The sequence below is a fragment of the Pseudophaeobacter sp. genome (assembly GCF_048267565.1).
GTDB classification, from domain to species: domain Bacteria; phylum Pseudomonadota; class Alphaproteobacteria; order Rhodobacterales; family Rhodobacteraceae; genus Pseudophaeobacter; species Pseudophaeobacter profundi.
The window spans coordinates 285,230-301,631 of record NZ_JBLWXG010000001.1 but is presented as its reverse complement, the minus strand read 5'-3'; the positions used below and the strand labels follow the sequence as shown (position 1 = coordinate 301,631).

Here is a 16,402-nt window from a genome sequence, read left to right as displayed (position 1 = left end):
TGCCATGTCATCTTCGGCTGCCCCCGGTATTGCGCCCAGTGGATTTGGGCACTGCCATCACCCAGTCTTCGCCTGGGATATCCGGAAAGCCCTGATAATTTAGCAGGTTGTTGAACTTCAACCGACAGGTCTGCATGGATTTGTCACAGCCCGCCTCTAGCCGCAGCTGATCCCCCGGCTGCAGCCCGCCCTGCAGCGGTTCGATCAGGGTAATCTCGCGCCCCGTTGCAACCGCACGGTCCCGCTTGATGCTGCCCCAAAGCCCCGCCGCCGTGCCGCTGACAACGCTCATCCGTCCGCCGGTGAACCAGCCTGGCTCAAACCCCTCTAGCGCCTGCCACTGCAGCGCCCCGCTTTCAGTCAGGATTTCCAGTGCGCCTTGATAGGCATAGCCTGGCGTGGCAAGATCAAAGCGGCAGCTGCCATCGCCCAGAACCGCGGTACAGGGGGGCTGATAGATCCGCCCCAGCGGTTGGTTCAGCGCTTCGGTCAGGCCGCGCAGCTCTGCCTCAAAGGCGCCACCGGCCCGCTGCAACTCGCCGATAGAGCCGCGAAACTGCAACCAGCGCCGTGACACATCCTGCCAGTTGACCAACCAGCACAGCAGATCCGCCCCATCAAAGCGCCCGGCGACAATATCCGCCTCTTGCAGCGCAGCATGGCTGAGCGCCCCCTGGGCTGCGGTATTGTCCACCGACAGGCCGGTGCTTTGCAGCAGGGCCCGTGCGCTGAGCCCACTGTCAGCAGCAAAATCCCAGCCGTCAAAGGCCAGATCCTGATCATGGTCGGTAAAGCCAAAGCGCGTACCATCCCGACGGGTCAGCCCCCAGCAGCGCGCCAGCGTTGTGACCCCGGTTGCCACATGGGCCAGAAAATCTTTGCTCACCCCGCGCATCAGACCCGAACCTCGACCACAGGCACATTCGGCACATCGCCCGCCTGAAAAGACGCAACGCTGGTCTGGATCCTGTCGGTATCAAACCGCACAGGCACATCGAATTCAAACCCGGCGACCACCTCGATCCCCGCTTCGGGCGGATGGCTAAGGTTGATGGCTCCGCTGTTGGGATCCAGCGTGAAATCAATGTCTTCCTGCAGCTCTTCCTGGCCTAGCCCCAGACGCAGCGTACCCGCCACGGGCTTGGCGATGGGGCGTTGGTACACCGTACTGCCAGAGCGATAGCTCTTGCTCAGCTGGAACTGACTGGTCTGCCCATCCCCCAGGCCAATCACCTGATCGCGAAAATCCGGGTCGGCGCTGGGGCGGGCCGATTTATAATCGGACCAGTCCTTCCAGCGAAAGCCAAAGATCTGCCCCTGGCGTGCCTCGAAGAAGGCGATCAGCACTTCGATATCGTCCAGTGACCGCAGCCCCAGCCCGGCGTCATAGCGGCGCCTGGAATGGGCCCAGGGGGTGTTGCGCTCTTCAAAGCCATTGGCCAGCGTCACCACATCGGTGCGCCGCTCTGGCCCGCCGACAGAGCCAAAGCTCAGTGAAGCGGGAAAACGGATTTCATGAAAACTCATCTGACTACCCTCCTAGCGATTGCGATTTCCACGGCTTAACGCCCGCGAAAGCTGGGCCGCGATCTGGCCACGGCTGCGCGCAAAGCCCTGCACATCCGGCGTCGTGACATTCACCACCACCGATGCACCGCCCCCCTGGCTGCGCACACCAAGGCTGCCATCGGCAGCCCGGCTCAGCGGCAGAATGGCCTCTGGCCCTGCCTCTCCCATCAGGCCGATGCCGCCGCGCATTGGGAAACTGGTTGCAGAACTGACCACGCCGCCGCGGGCAAAGGGCATCACCTGCCCCTGCGAGAACGCCGCCCCGTCGGCAAAGGGCAGTAACCCGCTGATGAGATCCCCCACACCTTTTGACACCAGCCCACCAACATGATCCGTGACCGGGCGGATGGCGGCATTATAGGTGGTGCGCATCAGGGATTGCGCCAGACCATCCAGCGCCGACGACAGGCTGTCACCATCAAAGACCACCTGCTCAAACGAGCGCCGCAGCCCCCGTGACAAGCCACGTTCCAGGGTTTCGACATCCTTGCCGGTGGCCTCAAAGGCATCGCGCACCCGGCGCATCTCGGCCTCAAAACTCGCGGCCATGCCCGCGGCATCGCCCAGCGAGTCTCCAAGGGCTTCGCTTTGCAGTTCAAGCGCAGCGATATCACGACTGTCAGCCATGGTGAGTTCCTTTCTCCATCAGGCGCAGGCCTGTCGATTGATCTGAATACGGCCGAGCAGCCAGCCCCACAGGCAGGGATCACCTGCCAGCGGGCACCGGCGCATCCGGAAAGCGGCGCATCAGCTGCTCTAGCCGCGTGCGGTTCAGGCTGGGCGCGCCGCCCTGCGCCCCCAAAAGCAGCTGCAACTCCATCGGCGTCAGATCCCAGAACACGCCAGGCGGCAGGCGCAGCCCACCTAGCCCCGCGCGCATCAGGCCAGGCCAGTCCAGCCCCTTCATGGCGCGCTGCCAGGGGCGGTACCTGCGCCCTCTGCGGGCGCGTCCTTCGCTTCAGGCAGGGCAAAACTGCAGGCCAGCAGCTCTGCCGCGGCACGGGCCGCCGCCACCGGCCCGCCTGCGATATCTGCCTGCGCCAGATCCGAGGCGGTGAAATCACAGCCGCCCCCCTCTAGCCCGGCGGCCAGCAAGGCCAGAATATCCGCCGCCGAAAACCCACCCGTTTCAAAACGCTGCACCAGTTCGACCAGCGTTCCCACCTGCAGCTGCGCCTCTAGCCGGGCCAGCGCCCCCAGCGACAGGCGCAGGACAAAGGGCCTGCCATTCAGCGTCAGCGTCACCTCGCCGCGCCAGGGATTAGCACCAATAGGCTGCATGGATCAGACCGCCAAAAAGGTCAGCGCCCCGGCGCTGGACAGAGACAGCTCATAGGTGGCCTCGCCGTTGTGACTGCCGGCATAGTCCAGCGAGGTGACCTGAAAGGCACCTTCGACAATACCGAAATCAGGGATCACCACCTGAAAATCAGGGGTAATGCCATCAAAGAACAGTTGGCGGGCGCGTTCATCGGTGGTGTCATCGCGAAAGATCCCCGAGCCGGAAATCGACGCCGACCGCACCCCGGCCCCAGCCAGCAGCTCGCGCCACCCCCCCTGGCTCTCCAGGCTGGTCACATCGACGCTCTCGGCGTTGAAGCTGATCCGCGTGGCGCGCAGCCCCGCCAGAGTTTCGAACTGACCATCGCCGGTCATATCCACCTTGATCAATAGATCCTTACCATTTTGGGCAGCCATTGCTGTGCTCCCTTTCGTGCTAGAGTTATCATGTATCGGGTGTTGCGCCCCCTCCGGGCGCAGCGGCAGTCAACTGTCGTCGACTCGGGCGGCAAACATCAGGGCTATGCTGCGACCGCCGAGTTCCAGTCGCTGGGCGGTTGCCCGTTCAAACCACAGCCCCACCAGATGCCCACGTGGCAAGGCCAGATCGGCATCGATCAGCGCGTCGCAGATTGCGCCTGCCGCCTCTTTGGCGAGACTAAAGCCGGCGCTGCCGGTAAAGATGCTGATGGTAAAACGGTGGCGCGCACCAGCAGCGCTGGCATCCGATCGATCGGCCACCTCCTCCGCGCCAAGAACCGCATAGAGCTGCGGCAGGCTGCCACTGGGCATTGCATCAAACAGATCGCCCCCCAGTGCGGCATTGACCCCCGGATCTGCGGATAGGTGTTGGAAAACAGCCTGTTGCAAGCCGCTTGCAAGCGCATAGGTCATGGAACCACCTCTTCGATACAATGACAGACAAGATAGCGCCCCTGCGTATCTGCCTCGCTGACCGCATCGATCAGAAACAGGCGCTGCCCCTCGCGAAAGCGCTGGCCGGGGCGTGGGCGTGACAGGGCGCCCTGTGGGCTGGCGCGCAGGAAAATTCGGTAGCGCTGCAGTGACAGGCTGGTGCCATCCTGGCCGGTTCGACGCCCGGACTGTGACGCCAGATCGGCCCAGACCGTGCCAAGGGGGGCCCAGCTCTCGCTATAGCCGCCCGCCCCATCGCTGAGCCGCTGCGGATCCTCCAGTACCAATTGCCGGTTGGTATTGGGCGGTTTCTGACGGGTCATGCGGCACCGCCAAGCGACAGGCGCACCTGCCGATAGCGTTCGACCAGGCTAACCACCCCAAATGGCATGCAGCCGCCATGCAGCCCTGTATCGTCGCGGTATTCATAATAATGCGCCGCCAGCATCAAAACCGCATGGGCCAGATCCTGCGAAAGCGCATCCCAACTGACGGCAAGCCCAGCCGTCATGCCAATTTCAAGGCGACCGCCCCTCGGCGGCTGCGGCAGGCAGCTGCCCTTGGGGTGCAGCCTTGGCTGCTGGCTGTCACTTTCTAGCCGGACCACATCAAGGTCCAGGACGGTACTCTCGCCCTGGGCATAAAACAGGGTCATCGCAGTGATCGCCACCACCGGCGCAATCGGCAAACTGGCTGCATCCATGCGGCGCCACCTCGACACCACCCAGAGGAATTCTCTTTGCAACAAGGCTTTACCGGTGCGTTTTTCAATCGCCGCCAGGGCTGCGCGCAAAAAGCCAATCAGCACGCTGTCCTGCAGGGAGCCTTCGCCAAAGCCGGTTCCCAGTCGCAGGTGCGCCTTGAAGGCCTCCAGCGGCAATGCCGCATCGGGCACTGGCGTCACTTCGCTCAACATCATCTTCAACTCCGCAGGCTCAGATCCCCAAGATGTCCCAATCTGGTTCAGCGGGTACGCAAAGCTCTCTGCCGCTCGGACGGAGGGGGAGCAGCTAGACGACAAAAAGCCAAAGAATGCGTACCCGCCAGGGAACCGGGCTGCCGGTTCCCCACTCGGTGAAAGCCTTAGCTCACACCGAATTTCAGCAGCTTGATGGCAGCAAAATCGCTGACATCACCGCCGACGCGTTTGGTGGCGTAAAACAGCACATGCGGTTTGGCGCTGAAGGGATCGCGAAGCACCCGCAGATCGGGCCGTTCAGCGATGGTATAGCCGGCGGCAAAATCGCCAAAGGCCAGCGACAGGCTGTCCGCGGCCGCATCCGGCATATCTTCGGCAATCAGCACAGGATAGCCCAGCAGGCGGGCGGGTTCCCCAGCCGCAAGGCCGTCAGACCACAGGAAACGCCCATCGGCATCCTTCAGCTTGCGCACCAGACCGGCGGTTTTCGAATTCATCACAAAGCTGGCATTGGCGCGGTACTGCGCCCCAAGGGCGTAAACCAGATCAATGATCGCATCGCCATCACCAATACCGCCAACCTCGCCCGAGGCCACATAGCCAAGGGAACCCCAGCTCCAGCTGCTGTTTTCAACCGTTGTATGGGTCAGAATGCCGGTGGGCTTGTCGACGCCATTCCCCGAGATAAAGGCCGCCGCCTCGGCCCGCGAAAATTTGTCGGCGATCCGCCCGGCCAGCCAGCCCTCGATATCAAAGGCGCTATCATCCAGCAGCCGCTGCGAGGCTTTGGGCAGCGCGCTCAGCTCATGCAGGGCGATGGTGATGCGGTCAATAACCGGCGTGCCGCTTTCCACCGTCGGATCACTTTCGGTGGCCCAGCCCGCCCCGGTATCGCTGTGATCGATCAACACATCAAAAGAGGTGGCCTCGACGCTGACGACCGTGGCCACCGCCCGAATAGAGGCGGTCGATTGCAGCACGGATTTGACCGTATCGGCAGTCTGCGGATCCACCAAATAGCCGCCATCGCTGTTCACGGCGGTAGACAGCGCCTTGCTCTCGGGCAAGAGGCCCCGCAGGGCGCTGTCATCGCCGGTGCGGATATAGCCACCAAAGGCCTTGTGATGCGGCGCCTCGGCAGTGTTTGCCGCTGCAAGATGCGGGCGGGCTGTGCGGTGTGTCTTTCGATCCAGCATGGTCATTCGCTCTTCCGTCTGTTTGAACTTCACTTTCACAACGTCCTGAAATCCGTTGAATTCGCGCAAGAAACCTGACAACGCTTCGGTAACTTCCTGCGTCAAAGGTACTGCCTGACCGGCGATGGCCGGGGTATCCCTCTTGGTCATTTTCTGTCCTGTCTTGTTTGGTGGTGGGAAAGCTCTCCGCGCGACAGCTGGCGGCTGGCGCGGCGCAGATCTGCCGCCAGGGCCCGCAGGTTTTGATCCGGCGCATCAGACTGCTTGGCCATCACAGGGGCGCAATCCTGCGGTGCGATACGGGCGGTTGGCAGCATCGGAAAGGTCACCAGCGAGACCTCCCACAGCTCCACCTCGGTCAGGACACGCCTGCCACTGTCAGCCTGGCGCGCCCGTTTGGTACGATAGCCAATCGACAGCCCCTCGATCGCCCCCGCTGCGATCAGTGCAGCCGCCTCGCCGCCGCGTGCGATCTCTGTCAGCAAGCGCCCCTTGACCCAAAGCCCGCGGCTGTCCTCGCGCAGTTCCTCCCATACGCCGATGGGTTGCATCGGATCATGCTGCCACAGCATTTTGACCCGGCTGCCACTGGTCTCCAGCGCCGTGAGAGAGGCGCTGTAGGCACCGGGGGCAACCACATCGCCGCCCTGATCCACCGCGCCAAACAGGCTGGCATAGCCCTGGATCACGCTATTGTCCTGAACCTTCAGCATCTCGCCAAAGCGCGAGAATTTATGTTCGAAATCCGGATCAAACCGCATGAGGTACCTCTTTTAAATTATTGATTTAAATCATCAACTAGCAGAAATGATGGATTGAAACGCCTGCGCAAGGATCACCGCAGCTACGCCATAGACCGTCAACCAAAGGCGACGCTCCAGCCGTTCCAGCAATTGCTCCAGCTGCTCTTGTCGGCGCGTCAGCGTATCCAGTTGAATCTGGATCACCCTCTCATGGGCCGACAATCGCAACCCCGGCGCACAGTCAAAGGGGGGCATGGGGTAATCAGCCATCCAACTCTCCTTCCGGCAGCACCGGCAGGCCCAGGAGTTTGCGCTTTTCCGCCTGGCTAAGGAACGTGGCCGAACTGATCCGACGCCATTGCAGATCCCGCTCTTCCGAGAGCGCCGAAACTTGATCAAGATCGGGCTTCAACACAATGGCTTCGCTGCCATATCCAGAAATCCAATCCGAGAGAGCAGCCGTCACCCGCGTCACCAGCGGCAGCACGGTCAATCGATAGAACGCGCGATTGGCCTCTTGATAATTGGCATAGGCTGCATCCCCCGGCAGCCCCAGCAGCATCGGCGGCACGCCAAAGGCCAGGGCAATTTCACGGGCGGCGGCCTCTTTGGTTTTCTGAAACTCCATATCCGAGGGAGAAAACCCCATGGGCTTCCAGTCCAGCCCACCTTCCAGCACCATCGGTCGACCGGCATTGCGCGCCCCTTGAAAATTGGCCTCGATTTCTTCGCTGAGACGGCGAAACTGATCGTCAGACAGCACGCCCTGCGCATCAGAACCGGCCCAGACCAGCGCGCCCGAAGGACGGGCGGCATTGTCCAGCAACCCCTTGGACCACTGCGAAGCGGCGCTGTGTACATCCAGCGCCAGTGCTGCCGCCTGCATCGGGGCCAGACCGTAGTGATCATCCTGCGGATGGAAATTTTTTAGATGCAGCACACTGCCGCGCCCCGCCTCGCAGGGGAAGCGATGCCTGCGCCCGGCCACAGTGTAATCATAGGCCTGCGGCCAGCCATCGGCACCGGGAACAATCGACATTCGGTCTGGGCGCAGCAGATGCAATTCGGCGGGCCAGTCAGTTTCATCGCTGACCGCCTCGACATAGGCATTGCCCGCCAGCAGCAGGTTGCCAAACAGGGTTTCAAAGAAATCCTGTCGGGCCTGCGCCGCATTGGGGCGCGCGATCAACGAAAGCAGCGGATGGGTTTCATAGCGCTGGCCTGCATCCTGCAGCACCAATGGCAGGGCCGCTGCCGCCTCAATCACCATCCGCACCGCGCGAAAGCCAACCGGATTACCGATGTAACCCAACCGCGTCAGCGAGGTTGCGTCCCTTGGGGTCGGGCTGGTGGCGGTGCCGCCCTGCCAGGCGATGGCTCGGGCGGTGCTGGTGGCTGCAGCACTGGCCTTTCTTTGATGCGCCGCATGGGGGACGGGTTTGCCGCCCGCTGCCGCAGCGCGTGATGTTGCGGTACCTGTTGTCTCACGGGGCCATTTCTTACGCCAAGGTAGGTCAAACCCCATGGGCCACTCCTTTGATCCATCATCCGGGCACAGCGCCCTTTGCTGGAGAAAAGATATGATGCGCAGACCTGAATATCCGCCGATCCCCCCGTCCGATCCGATTGCAACACATGCTGCATTTGTTTGTTTTTGCTTGGGTTTCTAAAAATCTCGTTGTTGCACTCACTGCCCCTGCGGCTAAACCATGCGCGCCCGTGGCAGGCGTATTTGTGCGCTAGGGCCCAGAATCAGTTCATGGATGGCCCAGACCAGCGCATCCACCCGATCCGGCGAGCCCTGCCCCTGAAACCCCTGTGGTGTCATCTGACACATCTGCTCTTCCAGTTCGGCCAGGCCGGGCATGTGATGCACACGCCGCTGTTCATACAATGCCGCCACTGGCTCTGCTCGCACCACCTTGCCCCGCGTTGCGTGTACTGCGCGAAAGGGCACCAGCGGATCCACCTGCCGCAACAGGTTTTCCACCAGGGCGCCGCCCTGATTGACCTCGGCCACGACCCGGTCGGCTGAAAACTCCTGGTAGGCAGCAACCACTGCCTTGGCCCAGGACAGCGGCCCCTGGCCCTGCACGGTCCGATCTGCCAACACATAGGCCTGCCAATTTTGCAGCGGCCCCTGCACCACCGCCCCGGTGACAATGATGCCGCAGGCATCCGAGGCCTTGCCCGCGCTTACCGCTGGATCGACCGCCACGACGACCCGATCCAACGCAGGCGGCGCCAGGATCTGCAGCTCAGCCAGTTGCGCCGCACGCCAGATGGCGCCTTCCACCTCGCTGAGCAACACGCCGTCCAATTCCTGCCGCCCCAGCCGCGACCCCGCATAGCGGGCGCGCACCTCTGTCAGGAAAGAGGGCGCAAGGTTGGCCCGATTTGCCTCTGTTGCCGCATGGCTCTGCACGGTTGAGGATGCGGCCAGCAGATCACGCAGCACAGCAACGTTGCGCGGCGTCGTGGTGATACAGACGCGTGGATCCTCCCCCAGCCGCAGCGAGAACTGCAGCATATCCCAGGCCTCTCGCGCCCGACGCCATTTGGCCAGCTCATCCACCCAGGCGGTGTCGAACTGCGGCCCGCGCAGCGCCTCGGGGTCATGGGCGGAAAAGGCCTGCGCCATCGCACCATTGGCCCAGATCAGCTTGCGCTCGCCCGCTTTCCATTGTGGGCGACGATCCGGCGGCGAACAGGCAAGAATGCCGCTGTCGCCCTGAATCATCACATCACGCACCTGATCGTAGGTCTCACCGATCAAGGCAATGCGTTGCGCACGGCCAGCAACCAGCGGCGTGGCACCTTCAACCTGCTGGCGGATCCATTCGGCCCCGGCGCGGGTCTTGCCGGCACCGCGTCCGCCCAGGATCACCCAACTGCGCCAGTCCCCCGGTGGCGGCAGTTGGTGCGGATGGGCCCAGGCCTCGAACAGATAGGGCAGCGCGCGCAGGGCGTTGTCAGTCAGCGCCTGCATCAGGGTTGTCTGCAGCAAGGGAGGTGCGCAGGCGATCCAGGCGGCGGCTGATTTCAATGCGGGCGGCGGCAAGGTCGATGGCATAGGGGTCGTGGGTGCCTTGGTCATTTTGCTCGGCAAGGGTTTTCTCCACTTTCTGGCAATCTCTGATAAGCCCCTCAAGCTTGGCGATACGCGGCAGGGTCGCGCTCAGTGCCGCTTCGCCGCTGTCGGCAAGACGTAGCTGCAAGTCTTCGGCTTCGTGACGCAATCGCAGGATAGAGCGCTGTAGAGAGCGCAGCAGATCCACCGTGCCCTGGGGGCTTGGCTCCGGTTCTGTCTGGGTCATGTGAAGTATCGCACCTCATGCAAAGGAAGATCCCCGCATGACAGAAGACAAAGCGCAGCGCCTATCCCGCCTGAGATGTCAGGAAATATGGGCAGACCCTGCGCAACCGTCTTCCTCCAGCTGCCGCGATAGTCAGCCGTAAAACTGTCAAAAAGTCAAATCAGCCCAATTGCCAAGCGCCCGAAGACAAAAGGGAAAATTAACACTTGCCCCACCGGCACCGCAGGGTTGAGGCGCTGTTCATGCCGTGTCGGCGGCCAAGTCTGTCCCAGAACGACAAGACCCGCCCCGGTCTTCTGACGGGGGCGGGTCTAAGTCTGGCCCGGATCAAACGGGCGGCAAGGCGCGGTCTCAGTTGCTGCTGCGCTCTGCCTCGATCTTGCGCCATTTGGCAACGTTACGATTATGCTCTTGCAGGGTTTGCGCAAAGGCATGCCCGCCGGTGCCATCGGCGACAAAGAACAGATAATCGGTCTGATCCGGGTTCACTGCCGCCGCAAGGCTGGCGCGACCCGGATTGGCGATTGGTGTCGGCGGCAGCCCTTCGATCACATAGGTGTTCCAAGGCGTTACCTTGCGCAGCTCACTTTGGCGCAGGCCACGGCCCAGCACACCTTCGCCTTTGGTCACACCATAGATTACGGTGGGGTCCGTCTGCAGGCGCATGCCCCGGTTCAGACGGTTGGTAAAGACGCTGGCAACCTGGCCGCGTTCTTCTGCGACGCCGGTTTCCTTTTCGATAATCGAAGCCAGAATCAGCATCTCTTCGGGGGTTTGAACCGTCGCATCCTCGCTGCGGTTTTCCCAGGCTGCCGCAATCAGCAACTCCTGGCGCTCCTGCATCTGCGCCAGGATCTCGTCACGGGGCTGCCCCTTGACAATTTCATAGCTGTCAGGCGCCAACATGCCTTCTGCCGGGCGTTCTCCGGGATCACCGCTAAGAATGTCGATGTTTTGCAGGGCATTCACCACCTGCCAGCTGGTCACGCCTTCAGCCAGGGCCACACGAAAACGGGTATCGGCGGCAGATTTCAGGTCTGTGAAAACCTCCGGCACCTCATCCACGCCGATTTCAAAATCAGCCCGTTCAACAAACTTCCCCGAAGCTGGGTCCAGCTCGCGCACTTCGGCCCGCAGCCGGGTGACGCCAACGCGGTAGACAACCTCGGTACCGCAGGTGCTGGCCCCGCCCAAAGTGATCTGGTCCAGGATCTGTTCCATCGAGGTACCAGGCTGTACCAGAAAGCTGCCCGCCTTTAGCTGGCTTGATTTCTCGGTATATCTAGCGCTGATCCGAAAGATCGCACCGGAGGAGACCGCGCCCTGCTGTTCCAGATCGGCACTGACGCGGGTCATGTTTGAGCCAGGGCGGACCTGCAGGCAGATCGCAGTTTCCAGCGGACCTTCGACAGTGTACTGCGACTTGCCCCAGAGGATGACACCGCCCAAGAGAAACAGGCCCACCACCAGGACAGTCAGCATGTTAGAGGCTAGACTGCGCCACATTTATTTAGGTTTCCCAAAGACAACAGAGGCATTGGTGCCGCCAAAACCAAAGGAATTGGACAGGGCCACATCAATTTTGCGGGCGCGTTTTGCATTGGGGGCCAAGTCGATGGCAGTCTCGACCGCTGGATTGTCCAGATTGATGGTTGGCGGTGCGACCTGATCGCGGATCGCCAGGATAGAAAAGATCGCCTCAATGGCACCAGCGGCCCCCAACAGGTGCCCGGTTGCGGATTTTGTCGAGGACATGGTGACATTGCCTGCATGCTCTTCCAGCATCCGCTCCACCGCGCCCAGTTCAATGGTATCCGCCATAGTCGAGGTGCCATGCGCATTGATGTAATCCACATCCGCAGGCGTAAGCCCGGCATTCTTCAGCGCGGCCCGCATGGAACGCTCGCCACCTTCGCCGGTCTCTGACGGGGCGGTGATGTGATAGGCATCGCCAGACAGGCCATAGCCCAGCACCTCGGCGTAGATTTTGGCGCCACGGGCCACGGCATGATCATAGTCTTCCAGCACCACAACCCCGGCACCTTCGCCCATGACAAAGCCATCGCGGTCGGTATCATAGGGGCGCGAGGCCAGTTTTGGATCATCGGCATATTTGGTAGACAGGGCCTTGCAGGCGTTAAAGCCGGCAATGCCGATCTCGCAGATTGCCGCTTCGGCGCCACCTGCGATCATCACATCCGCATCGCCAGATTTGATCAGACGCGCCGCATCGCCAATGGCATGTGCCCCGGTGGAACAGGCCGTGACAACCGAATGGTTCGGACCTTTAAAGCCAAAGCGGATCGACACCTGCCCCGAGATCAGGTTGATCAGGGCACCCGGAATAAAGAAAGGAGAAACCCGGCGCGGGCCCTTTTCCTTGATCATCACCGCAGTATCGGCAATCGAGCTGAGCCCGCCAATGCCAGAGCCAATCATAACGCCGGTGCGTTCCAGGCTCTCGGCATCCTCGGGCGTCCAGTTGGCGTCGCGCACGGCCATATCAGCGGCGGCAATACCATAGAGGATGAAGTCATCGATCTTCTTCTGATCTTTCTTGATCACCCAATCATCAGGATTGAAGCTGCCATCCGATCCGTCACCGCGCGGGACTTCGCAGGCGTAGGTGGTGGTGACACCACTGGCCTCTGCATCAAACAGCGTGATCGGTCCGGCGCCAGACTGGCCATCCAACAGGCGCGACCAGGTCTCTTCGACCCCGGTTGCCAATGGTGTCACCAATCCCAATCCGGTTACAACGACTCGACGCATTCCGTGCTCTCCTCTGCCTCGGCAATTCGCAACCAGATAGCTTGGATTGCCCTAGGGGTGCAAGTGCGCCAATAGAACGTATCGGCGTAGAATGGCAAATAACAAAGCCCACGCCAGACCAATCAGAGCGCCAACACGGCGTCAATCCGGGTCCGCCTGGGCGCGCCGCCAGACTGCGATTTCTGCCCCCCTGCGAAAGCCACAAGCGGGACGGCCTGTGTGACCGCCCCGCCCGCTACCTGCTGCAAGCCCTCGCCTGTAGCAGGTTCATTAGATAAATTCAGCGATTTCTTCTGGTTGCGGCTGCGCGGCCTCCAGGGCCTCTTCCAGGGTGAGCGTCTTGCGAAACAGCGCCCGCCCGACCAAAGCCCCGGCAATATTGGACAGGTACTTCAACCGAGACAGATCATCGACACAGCGCACGACGCCACTGGCGATCACCGGTGACTGCGCTTTGGCGGCCAGCCCGGAAATCAGCCCCAATTGCCCGTCCAGATCGGACATATCACTGTCGATATCGGTGACAATAATGCCTGCAAAGGGGGCGGCACCAAAGGCGGCAATATAGCTTTCAGGTTCAAAAGCGCCAGCTTGGCGCCAGCCTTCGGTCATTACCTGGCCCTGCCAGACATCCACCGCCAGCACAATCTGATCCGGGTACTGTTTCGCCATCTCGCAAACCAAAGTGGGGTCAAGCGCGGCCAGGGTGCCAACCACGATACGGCCTGCGCCCTGTTCGATCCAACTCTCGATGCTGTCCCGGCTGCGCATGCCGCCGCCCAGTTGCACCGGAATACCGGCGACGCGGATTATTTCGGCCACCAGCTCTTTGTTGCTGTCGTCGCCCTGGATGGCGTTGAAATCGGTCAAATGCATCCACTCGGCACCTGCCGCAGCAAATTCCTTTGCCTTTTCAATAGGATCCACATGCCAGATCAGCGGTTCTTCTAGCCGGCCCTTTTCCAGAGTGACGCAGCGCCCGTCTAACAATTCCATTGTCGGAAAAATCATCATCTCCGAAGCCCTCCTAGTTGGTCATCTTTACACGCTACCACAAAATCGGGGCGCGCAGGATAAGCATCGTTTAGAAGAACAAAAAGGGAGAGACGCAAAACGGCGCTTCCACGATGGAAAGCGCCGTCAAGGCAATCACATTAATGTGATAACGACTTAGGAAGCTTCGGTGATGAACTTCACTGCGTCGCCAAATGTCTGAATGGTTTCGGCTGCATCATCAGGGATCTCGATGCCGAACTCTTCTTCAAAGGCCATGACCAGCTCAACGGTGTCGAGGCTGTCAGCGCCCAGATCGTCGATGAAGGACGCATTTTCGGTCACTTTTTCTTCTTCAACACCCAGGTGCTCTACAACGATCTTTTTTACGCGGTCTGCGACGTCGCTCATGTCATTTCCTCGTTCTTCAGGGCTGTCTGCCCGGTTTTTGCCCTTACCCGCTCGGGGTGGCATGATTTTGCCCAATGCGGGCGGTTCGGCTCCCAGAAACGAGAGCTGCCCGATCGCTGCCCCCAAGCGAGGGAAACGTCAGGACGAATATGGGCCGCCTATAGCACAGACCAGCCCGGAGGCAAACGGTTTCGCTACATTCGCGGGTTCGGTCTATACCCTGCCTTGACAGCCCAAGTCGAGCAGATGGTGCCACCCAGCCCCAAGGACAAGGGGCAGCACCTAACATTCCTAGGACCTTGTTGAAATCAATATGATATTCACAAAGTTCCGGGTCATTTTGTGCTTTGAATATCTCGATTCTGCAACGATTTTTGCAGCAGGTCGAGGAATAATCAAAAGCAAGCCTTCCTACAGCATCGCCATGCCGCCGTTCACATGCAGGGTGGTTCCAGTGACATAGGCAGCCTCGGGGCTGGCCAAATACAGCACCGCAGCGGCGATTTCTTTCGAATCCCCCATCCGGGCGGCGGGAATCTGCGTCAGGATCGCATCTTTCTGTGCATCATTCAGTTTTTCAGTCATCGCCGTGGCAATAAACCCAGGCGCAACCGCGTTGACCGTGATGCCGCGATTGGCGACCTCATAGGCGATGGATTTGGACATCCCGATCATCCCCGCCTTGGAGGCGGCATAGTTGCCCTGACCAGGGTTGCCGGTGGCGCCAACGATGGAAGAAATATTGATGATCCGGCCCCAGCGCGCCTTCATCATGCCGCGCATCACCCCCCGACACAGCCGCATGGTTGATGTCAGGTTCACATCCAACACGCTTTGCCATTCCTCATCCTTCATTCGCATGAAGAGATTGTCCTTGGTAATTCCGGCGTTGTTCACCAGAATATCAACGCTGCCCATGGCGGCGGCGGCCTGCTTTGGCAGCGCTTCGACCGCTTCGGCATCGCTCAGGTTGCAGGTAACGACATAGGCCCGTTCACCAAGTTCTTTGGCCAGGGCCTGCAATGGGGCCTCGCGGGTGCCGGACAGCGCCACGGTGGCACCAGCCCCGTGCAGGGCGCGGGCGATATCACCGCCAATACCACCAGAGGCGCCGGTGATCAGGGCATTTTTGCCAGTCAAGTCAAACATATATCTTCCTCAATTTCAGAGTTGTCGCAGCCAGGAAAAGCACCCTGTTGCCTGGCCACGCCAGGCCGGTCTGTCCCCCCGGCAGGCCCGTGGTTTCAGGCGTCCTTTACGGCAGCAACGGCTTCGGGGGTGCCAAACTGACGGCTACTGAGGTTGCGGTCGATCTTGCGGATCATTCCCGACAGCGCCTTGCCCGCACCAATTTCCCAGAATTCCGTAACCCCCTTGGCCCCCATATTCTGCACACTTTCGCGCCAGCGCACCGAGCCGGTCACCTGTTCCACCAGCAGCTGGCGAATTTCGGCAGGATCGCTGACCACATCGGCGCGGACATTGGCCACCAGCGGCACCGCCGGGGCAGAGATTTCAACCGCGGCCAGGGCCTGTGCCATGACATCGGCGGCGGGCTGCATCAGGGCGCAGTGGAACGGCGCGCTGACCGGCAGCATCACGGCCCGTTTGGCACCTCGGGCCTTGGCAATCTCGGCGGCACGTTCAACCGCGGCCTTATGGCCCGAGACAACCACCTGTGTCGGATCATTGTCATTGGCGGCCTGCACCACCTCACCGGGCTGTGCCGCCTCGGCGGCGATGTCCTGAACGGTGGCAAAATCCAGCCCCAACAGGGCGGCCATGGCGCCGACGCCCACCGGTACCGCGCTTTGCATCGCTTCGCCGCGGGTGCGCAACAGACGCGCCGTATCCGCCACGGAAATCGCCCCGGCGGCGGCCAAAGCGGAATACTCCCCAAGCGAATGGCCCGCGACATAGGCGGCCTGATCAATGGTCACACCTTCGGCTTCCAGCGCCCGCATCGCCGCCATAGAGGTCGCCATCAGGGCCGGCTGGGCATTCTGCGTCAGGGTGAGGGTCTCGATATCGCCCTCCCAGATCAGCTTGCTGAGGTTTTCCCCCAGGGCCGCATCGACCTCATCAAAAATGGATCGGGCCGCCGGATAGGCCGCCGCCAGCGCCTGCCCCATGCCAATGGCCTGGGCGCCCTGGCCGGGAAATACAAATGCGATCGTCATAAAGACCCTCATGCTTCACTGTCGTTTTCCCCGGTTTAGACGCAGCGACGCAAACGTACAAGAGAACTGCCACGCCGCGCAGCCGCGTCGCGCAGCGGCATCACCT

General features: G+C 61.3%; 21 protein-coding genes. All 21 read right to left on the bottom strand.

Annotation, left to right across the window (positions count from 1 at the left end; genetic code table 11):
• Window positions 1–7: 7 nt before the first annotated feature.
• Window positions 8–895: a DUF2163 domain-containing protein gene (locus ACN0VH_RS01485; RefSeq protein WP_417699240.1), complete on the bottom strand. Its 888-nt coding sequence runs from the start codon at window positions 893–895 to the stop codon at window positions 8–10.
• Complete coding sequence (locus tag ACN0VH_RS01480) at window positions 895–1,527, bottom strand: DUF2460 domain-containing protein (RefSeq protein ID WP_278921495.1); 633 nt, start codon at window positions 1,525–1,527, stop codon at window positions 895–897. Before ACN0VH_RS01480 ends, ACN0VH_RS01485 begins: the two co-directional genes overlap by 1 nt.
• Window positions 1,528–1,539: 12 nt before the next feature.
• Window positions 1,540–2,196 carry a phage tail tape measure protein gene (locus tag ACN0VH_RS01475; protein ID WP_278921494.1) on the bottom strand — a complete coding sequence of 219 codons (657 nt, stop codon included), beginning with the start codon at window positions 2,194–2,196 and terminating at the stop codon, window positions 1,540–1,542.
• A gap of 79 nt (window positions 2,197–2,275) precedes the next feature.
• Entirely contained in the window at window positions 2,276–2,476 is a 201-nt protein-coding gene (locus ACN0VH_RS01470; RefSeq protein ID WP_278921493.1) for a rcc01693 family protein, read from the bottom strand.
• The gene (locus ACN0VH_RS01465) at window positions 2,473–2,850 is read right to left on the bottom strand and encodes a GTA-gp10 family protein (protein WP_417699239.1); all 378 of its coding nucleotides are present in this window, start codon (window positions 2,848–2,850) and stop codon (window positions 2,473–2,475) included. Before ACN0VH_RS01465 ends, ACN0VH_RS01470 begins: the two co-directional genes overlap by 4 nt.
• Before the next feature lie 3 nt (window positions 2,851–2,853).
• Window positions 2,854–3,267: a phage major tail protein, TP901-1 family gene (locus ACN0VH_RS01460; RefSeq protein ID WP_278921491.1), complete on the bottom strand. Its 414-nt coding sequence runs from the start codon at window positions 3,265–3,267 to the stop codon at window positions 2,854–2,856.
• A 69-nt stretch (window positions 3,268–3,336) separates the two neighbouring features.
• On the bottom strand, window positions 3,337–3,744 hold the full coding sequence (locus tag ACN0VH_RS01455; protein WP_417699238.1) for a DUF3168 domain-containing protein: 408 nt from the start codon (window positions 3,742–3,744) through the stop codon (window positions 3,337–3,339).
• Window positions 3,741–4,088: a head-tail adaptor protein gene (locus ACN0VH_RS01450; RefSeq protein ID WP_417699237.1), complete on the bottom strand. Its 348-nt coding sequence runs from the start codon at window positions 4,086–4,088 to the stop codon at window positions 3,741–3,743. The genes ACN0VH_RS01455 and ACN0VH_RS01450 overlap by 4 nt, the downstream gene beginning before the upstream one ends.
• Complete coding sequence (locus ACN0VH_RS01445) at window positions 4,085–4,684, bottom strand: head-tail connector protein (RefSeq protein WP_417699235.1); 600 nt, start codon at window positions 4,682–4,684, stop codon at window positions 4,085–4,087. The genes ACN0VH_RS01450 and ACN0VH_RS01445 overlap by 4 nt, the downstream gene beginning before the upstream one ends.
• 164 nt (window positions 4,685–4,848) lie before the next feature.
• Window positions 4,849–6,030, bottom strand: a complete 1,182-nt coding sequence (locus ACN0VH_RS01440) for a phage major capsid protein (RefSeq protein WP_417699234.1) — start codon at window positions 6,028–6,030, stop codon at window positions 4,849–4,851.
• Window positions 6,027–6,641, bottom strand: a complete 615-nt coding sequence (locus ACN0VH_RS01435; RefSeq protein ID WP_278921486.1) for an HK97 family phage prohead protease — start codon at window positions 6,639–6,641, stop codon at window positions 6,027–6,029. The genes ACN0VH_RS01440 and ACN0VH_RS01435 overlap by 4 nt, the downstream gene beginning before the upstream one ends.
• Before the next feature lie 33 nt (window positions 6,642–6,674).
• Window positions 6,675–6,893 (bottom strand): GTA head formation protein, RCAP_rcc01685 family, encoded by a 219-nt coding sequence (locus ACN0VH_RS01430; RefSeq protein ID WP_278921485.1) that lies wholly within the window; start codon window positions 6,891–6,893, stop codon window positions 6,675–6,677.
• A complete protein-coding gene (locus ACN0VH_RS01425; RefSeq protein WP_417699233.1) occupies window positions 6,886–8,148 on the bottom strand; it encodes a phage portal protein in 1,263 nt (420 codons plus the stop codon). Before ACN0VH_RS01425 ends, ACN0VH_RS01430 begins: the two co-directional genes overlap by 8 nt.
• Before the next feature lie 177 nt (window positions 8,149–8,325).
• Window positions 8,326–9,612, bottom strand: a complete 1,287-nt coding sequence (locus tag ACN0VH_RS01420) for a DNA-packaging protein (RefSeq protein WP_278921483.1) — start codon at window positions 9,610–9,612, stop codon at window positions 8,326–8,328.
• On the bottom strand, window positions 9,596–9,940 hold the full coding sequence (locus tag ACN0VH_RS01415; RefSeq protein ID WP_417699232.1) for a recombinase: 345 nt from the start codon (window positions 9,938–9,940) through the stop codon (window positions 9,596–9,598). The genes ACN0VH_RS01420 and ACN0VH_RS01415 overlap by 17 nt, the downstream gene beginning before the upstream one ends.
• Before the next feature lie 351 nt (window positions 9,941–10,291).
• Window positions 10,292–11,446, bottom strand: a complete 1,155-nt coding sequence (mltG, locus tag ACN0VH_RS01410) for an endolytic transglycosylase MltG (protein ID WP_417699231.1) — start codon at window positions 11,444–11,446, stop codon at window positions 10,292–10,294.
• The gene (gene fabF, locus ACN0VH_RS01405; RefSeq protein ID WP_417699230.1) at window positions 11,447–12,712 is read right to left on the bottom strand and encodes a beta-ketoacyl-ACP synthase II; all 1,266 of its coding nucleotides are present in this window, start codon (window positions 12,710–12,712) and stop codon (window positions 11,447–11,449) included.
• A 270-nt stretch (window positions 12,713–12,982) separates the two neighbouring features.
• Window positions 12,983–13,726, bottom strand: coding sequence for a 1-(5-phosphoribosyl)-5-[(5-phosphoribosylamino)methylideneamino]imidazole-4-carboxamide isomerase (locus ACN0VH_RS01400; protein ID WP_278921479.1), 744 nt, complete (start codon window positions 13,724–13,726; stop codon window positions 12,983–12,985).
• Window positions 13,727–13,882: 156 nt separating this feature from the next.
• Window positions 13,883–14,116: an acyl carrier protein gene (locus ACN0VH_RS01395; RefSeq protein WP_009808171.1), complete on the bottom strand. Its 234-nt coding sequence runs from the start codon at window positions 14,114–14,116 to the stop codon at window positions 13,883–13,885.
• A 411-nt stretch (window positions 14,117–14,527) separates the two neighbouring features.
• Complete coding sequence (gene fabG, locus ACN0VH_RS01390) at window positions 14,528–15,265, bottom strand: 3-oxoacyl-[acyl-carrier-protein] reductase (RefSeq protein WP_417699229.1); 738 nt, start codon at window positions 15,263–15,265, stop codon at window positions 14,528–14,530.
• A 95-nt stretch (window positions 15,266–15,360) separates the two neighbouring features.
• Window positions 15,361–16,296: an ACP S-malonyltransferase gene (gene fabD, locus ACN0VH_RS01385; protein ID WP_417699228.1), complete on the bottom strand. Its 936-nt coding sequence runs from the start codon at window positions 16,294–16,296 to the stop codon at window positions 15,361–15,363.
• Window positions 16,297–16,402 lie beyond the last annotated feature (106 nt).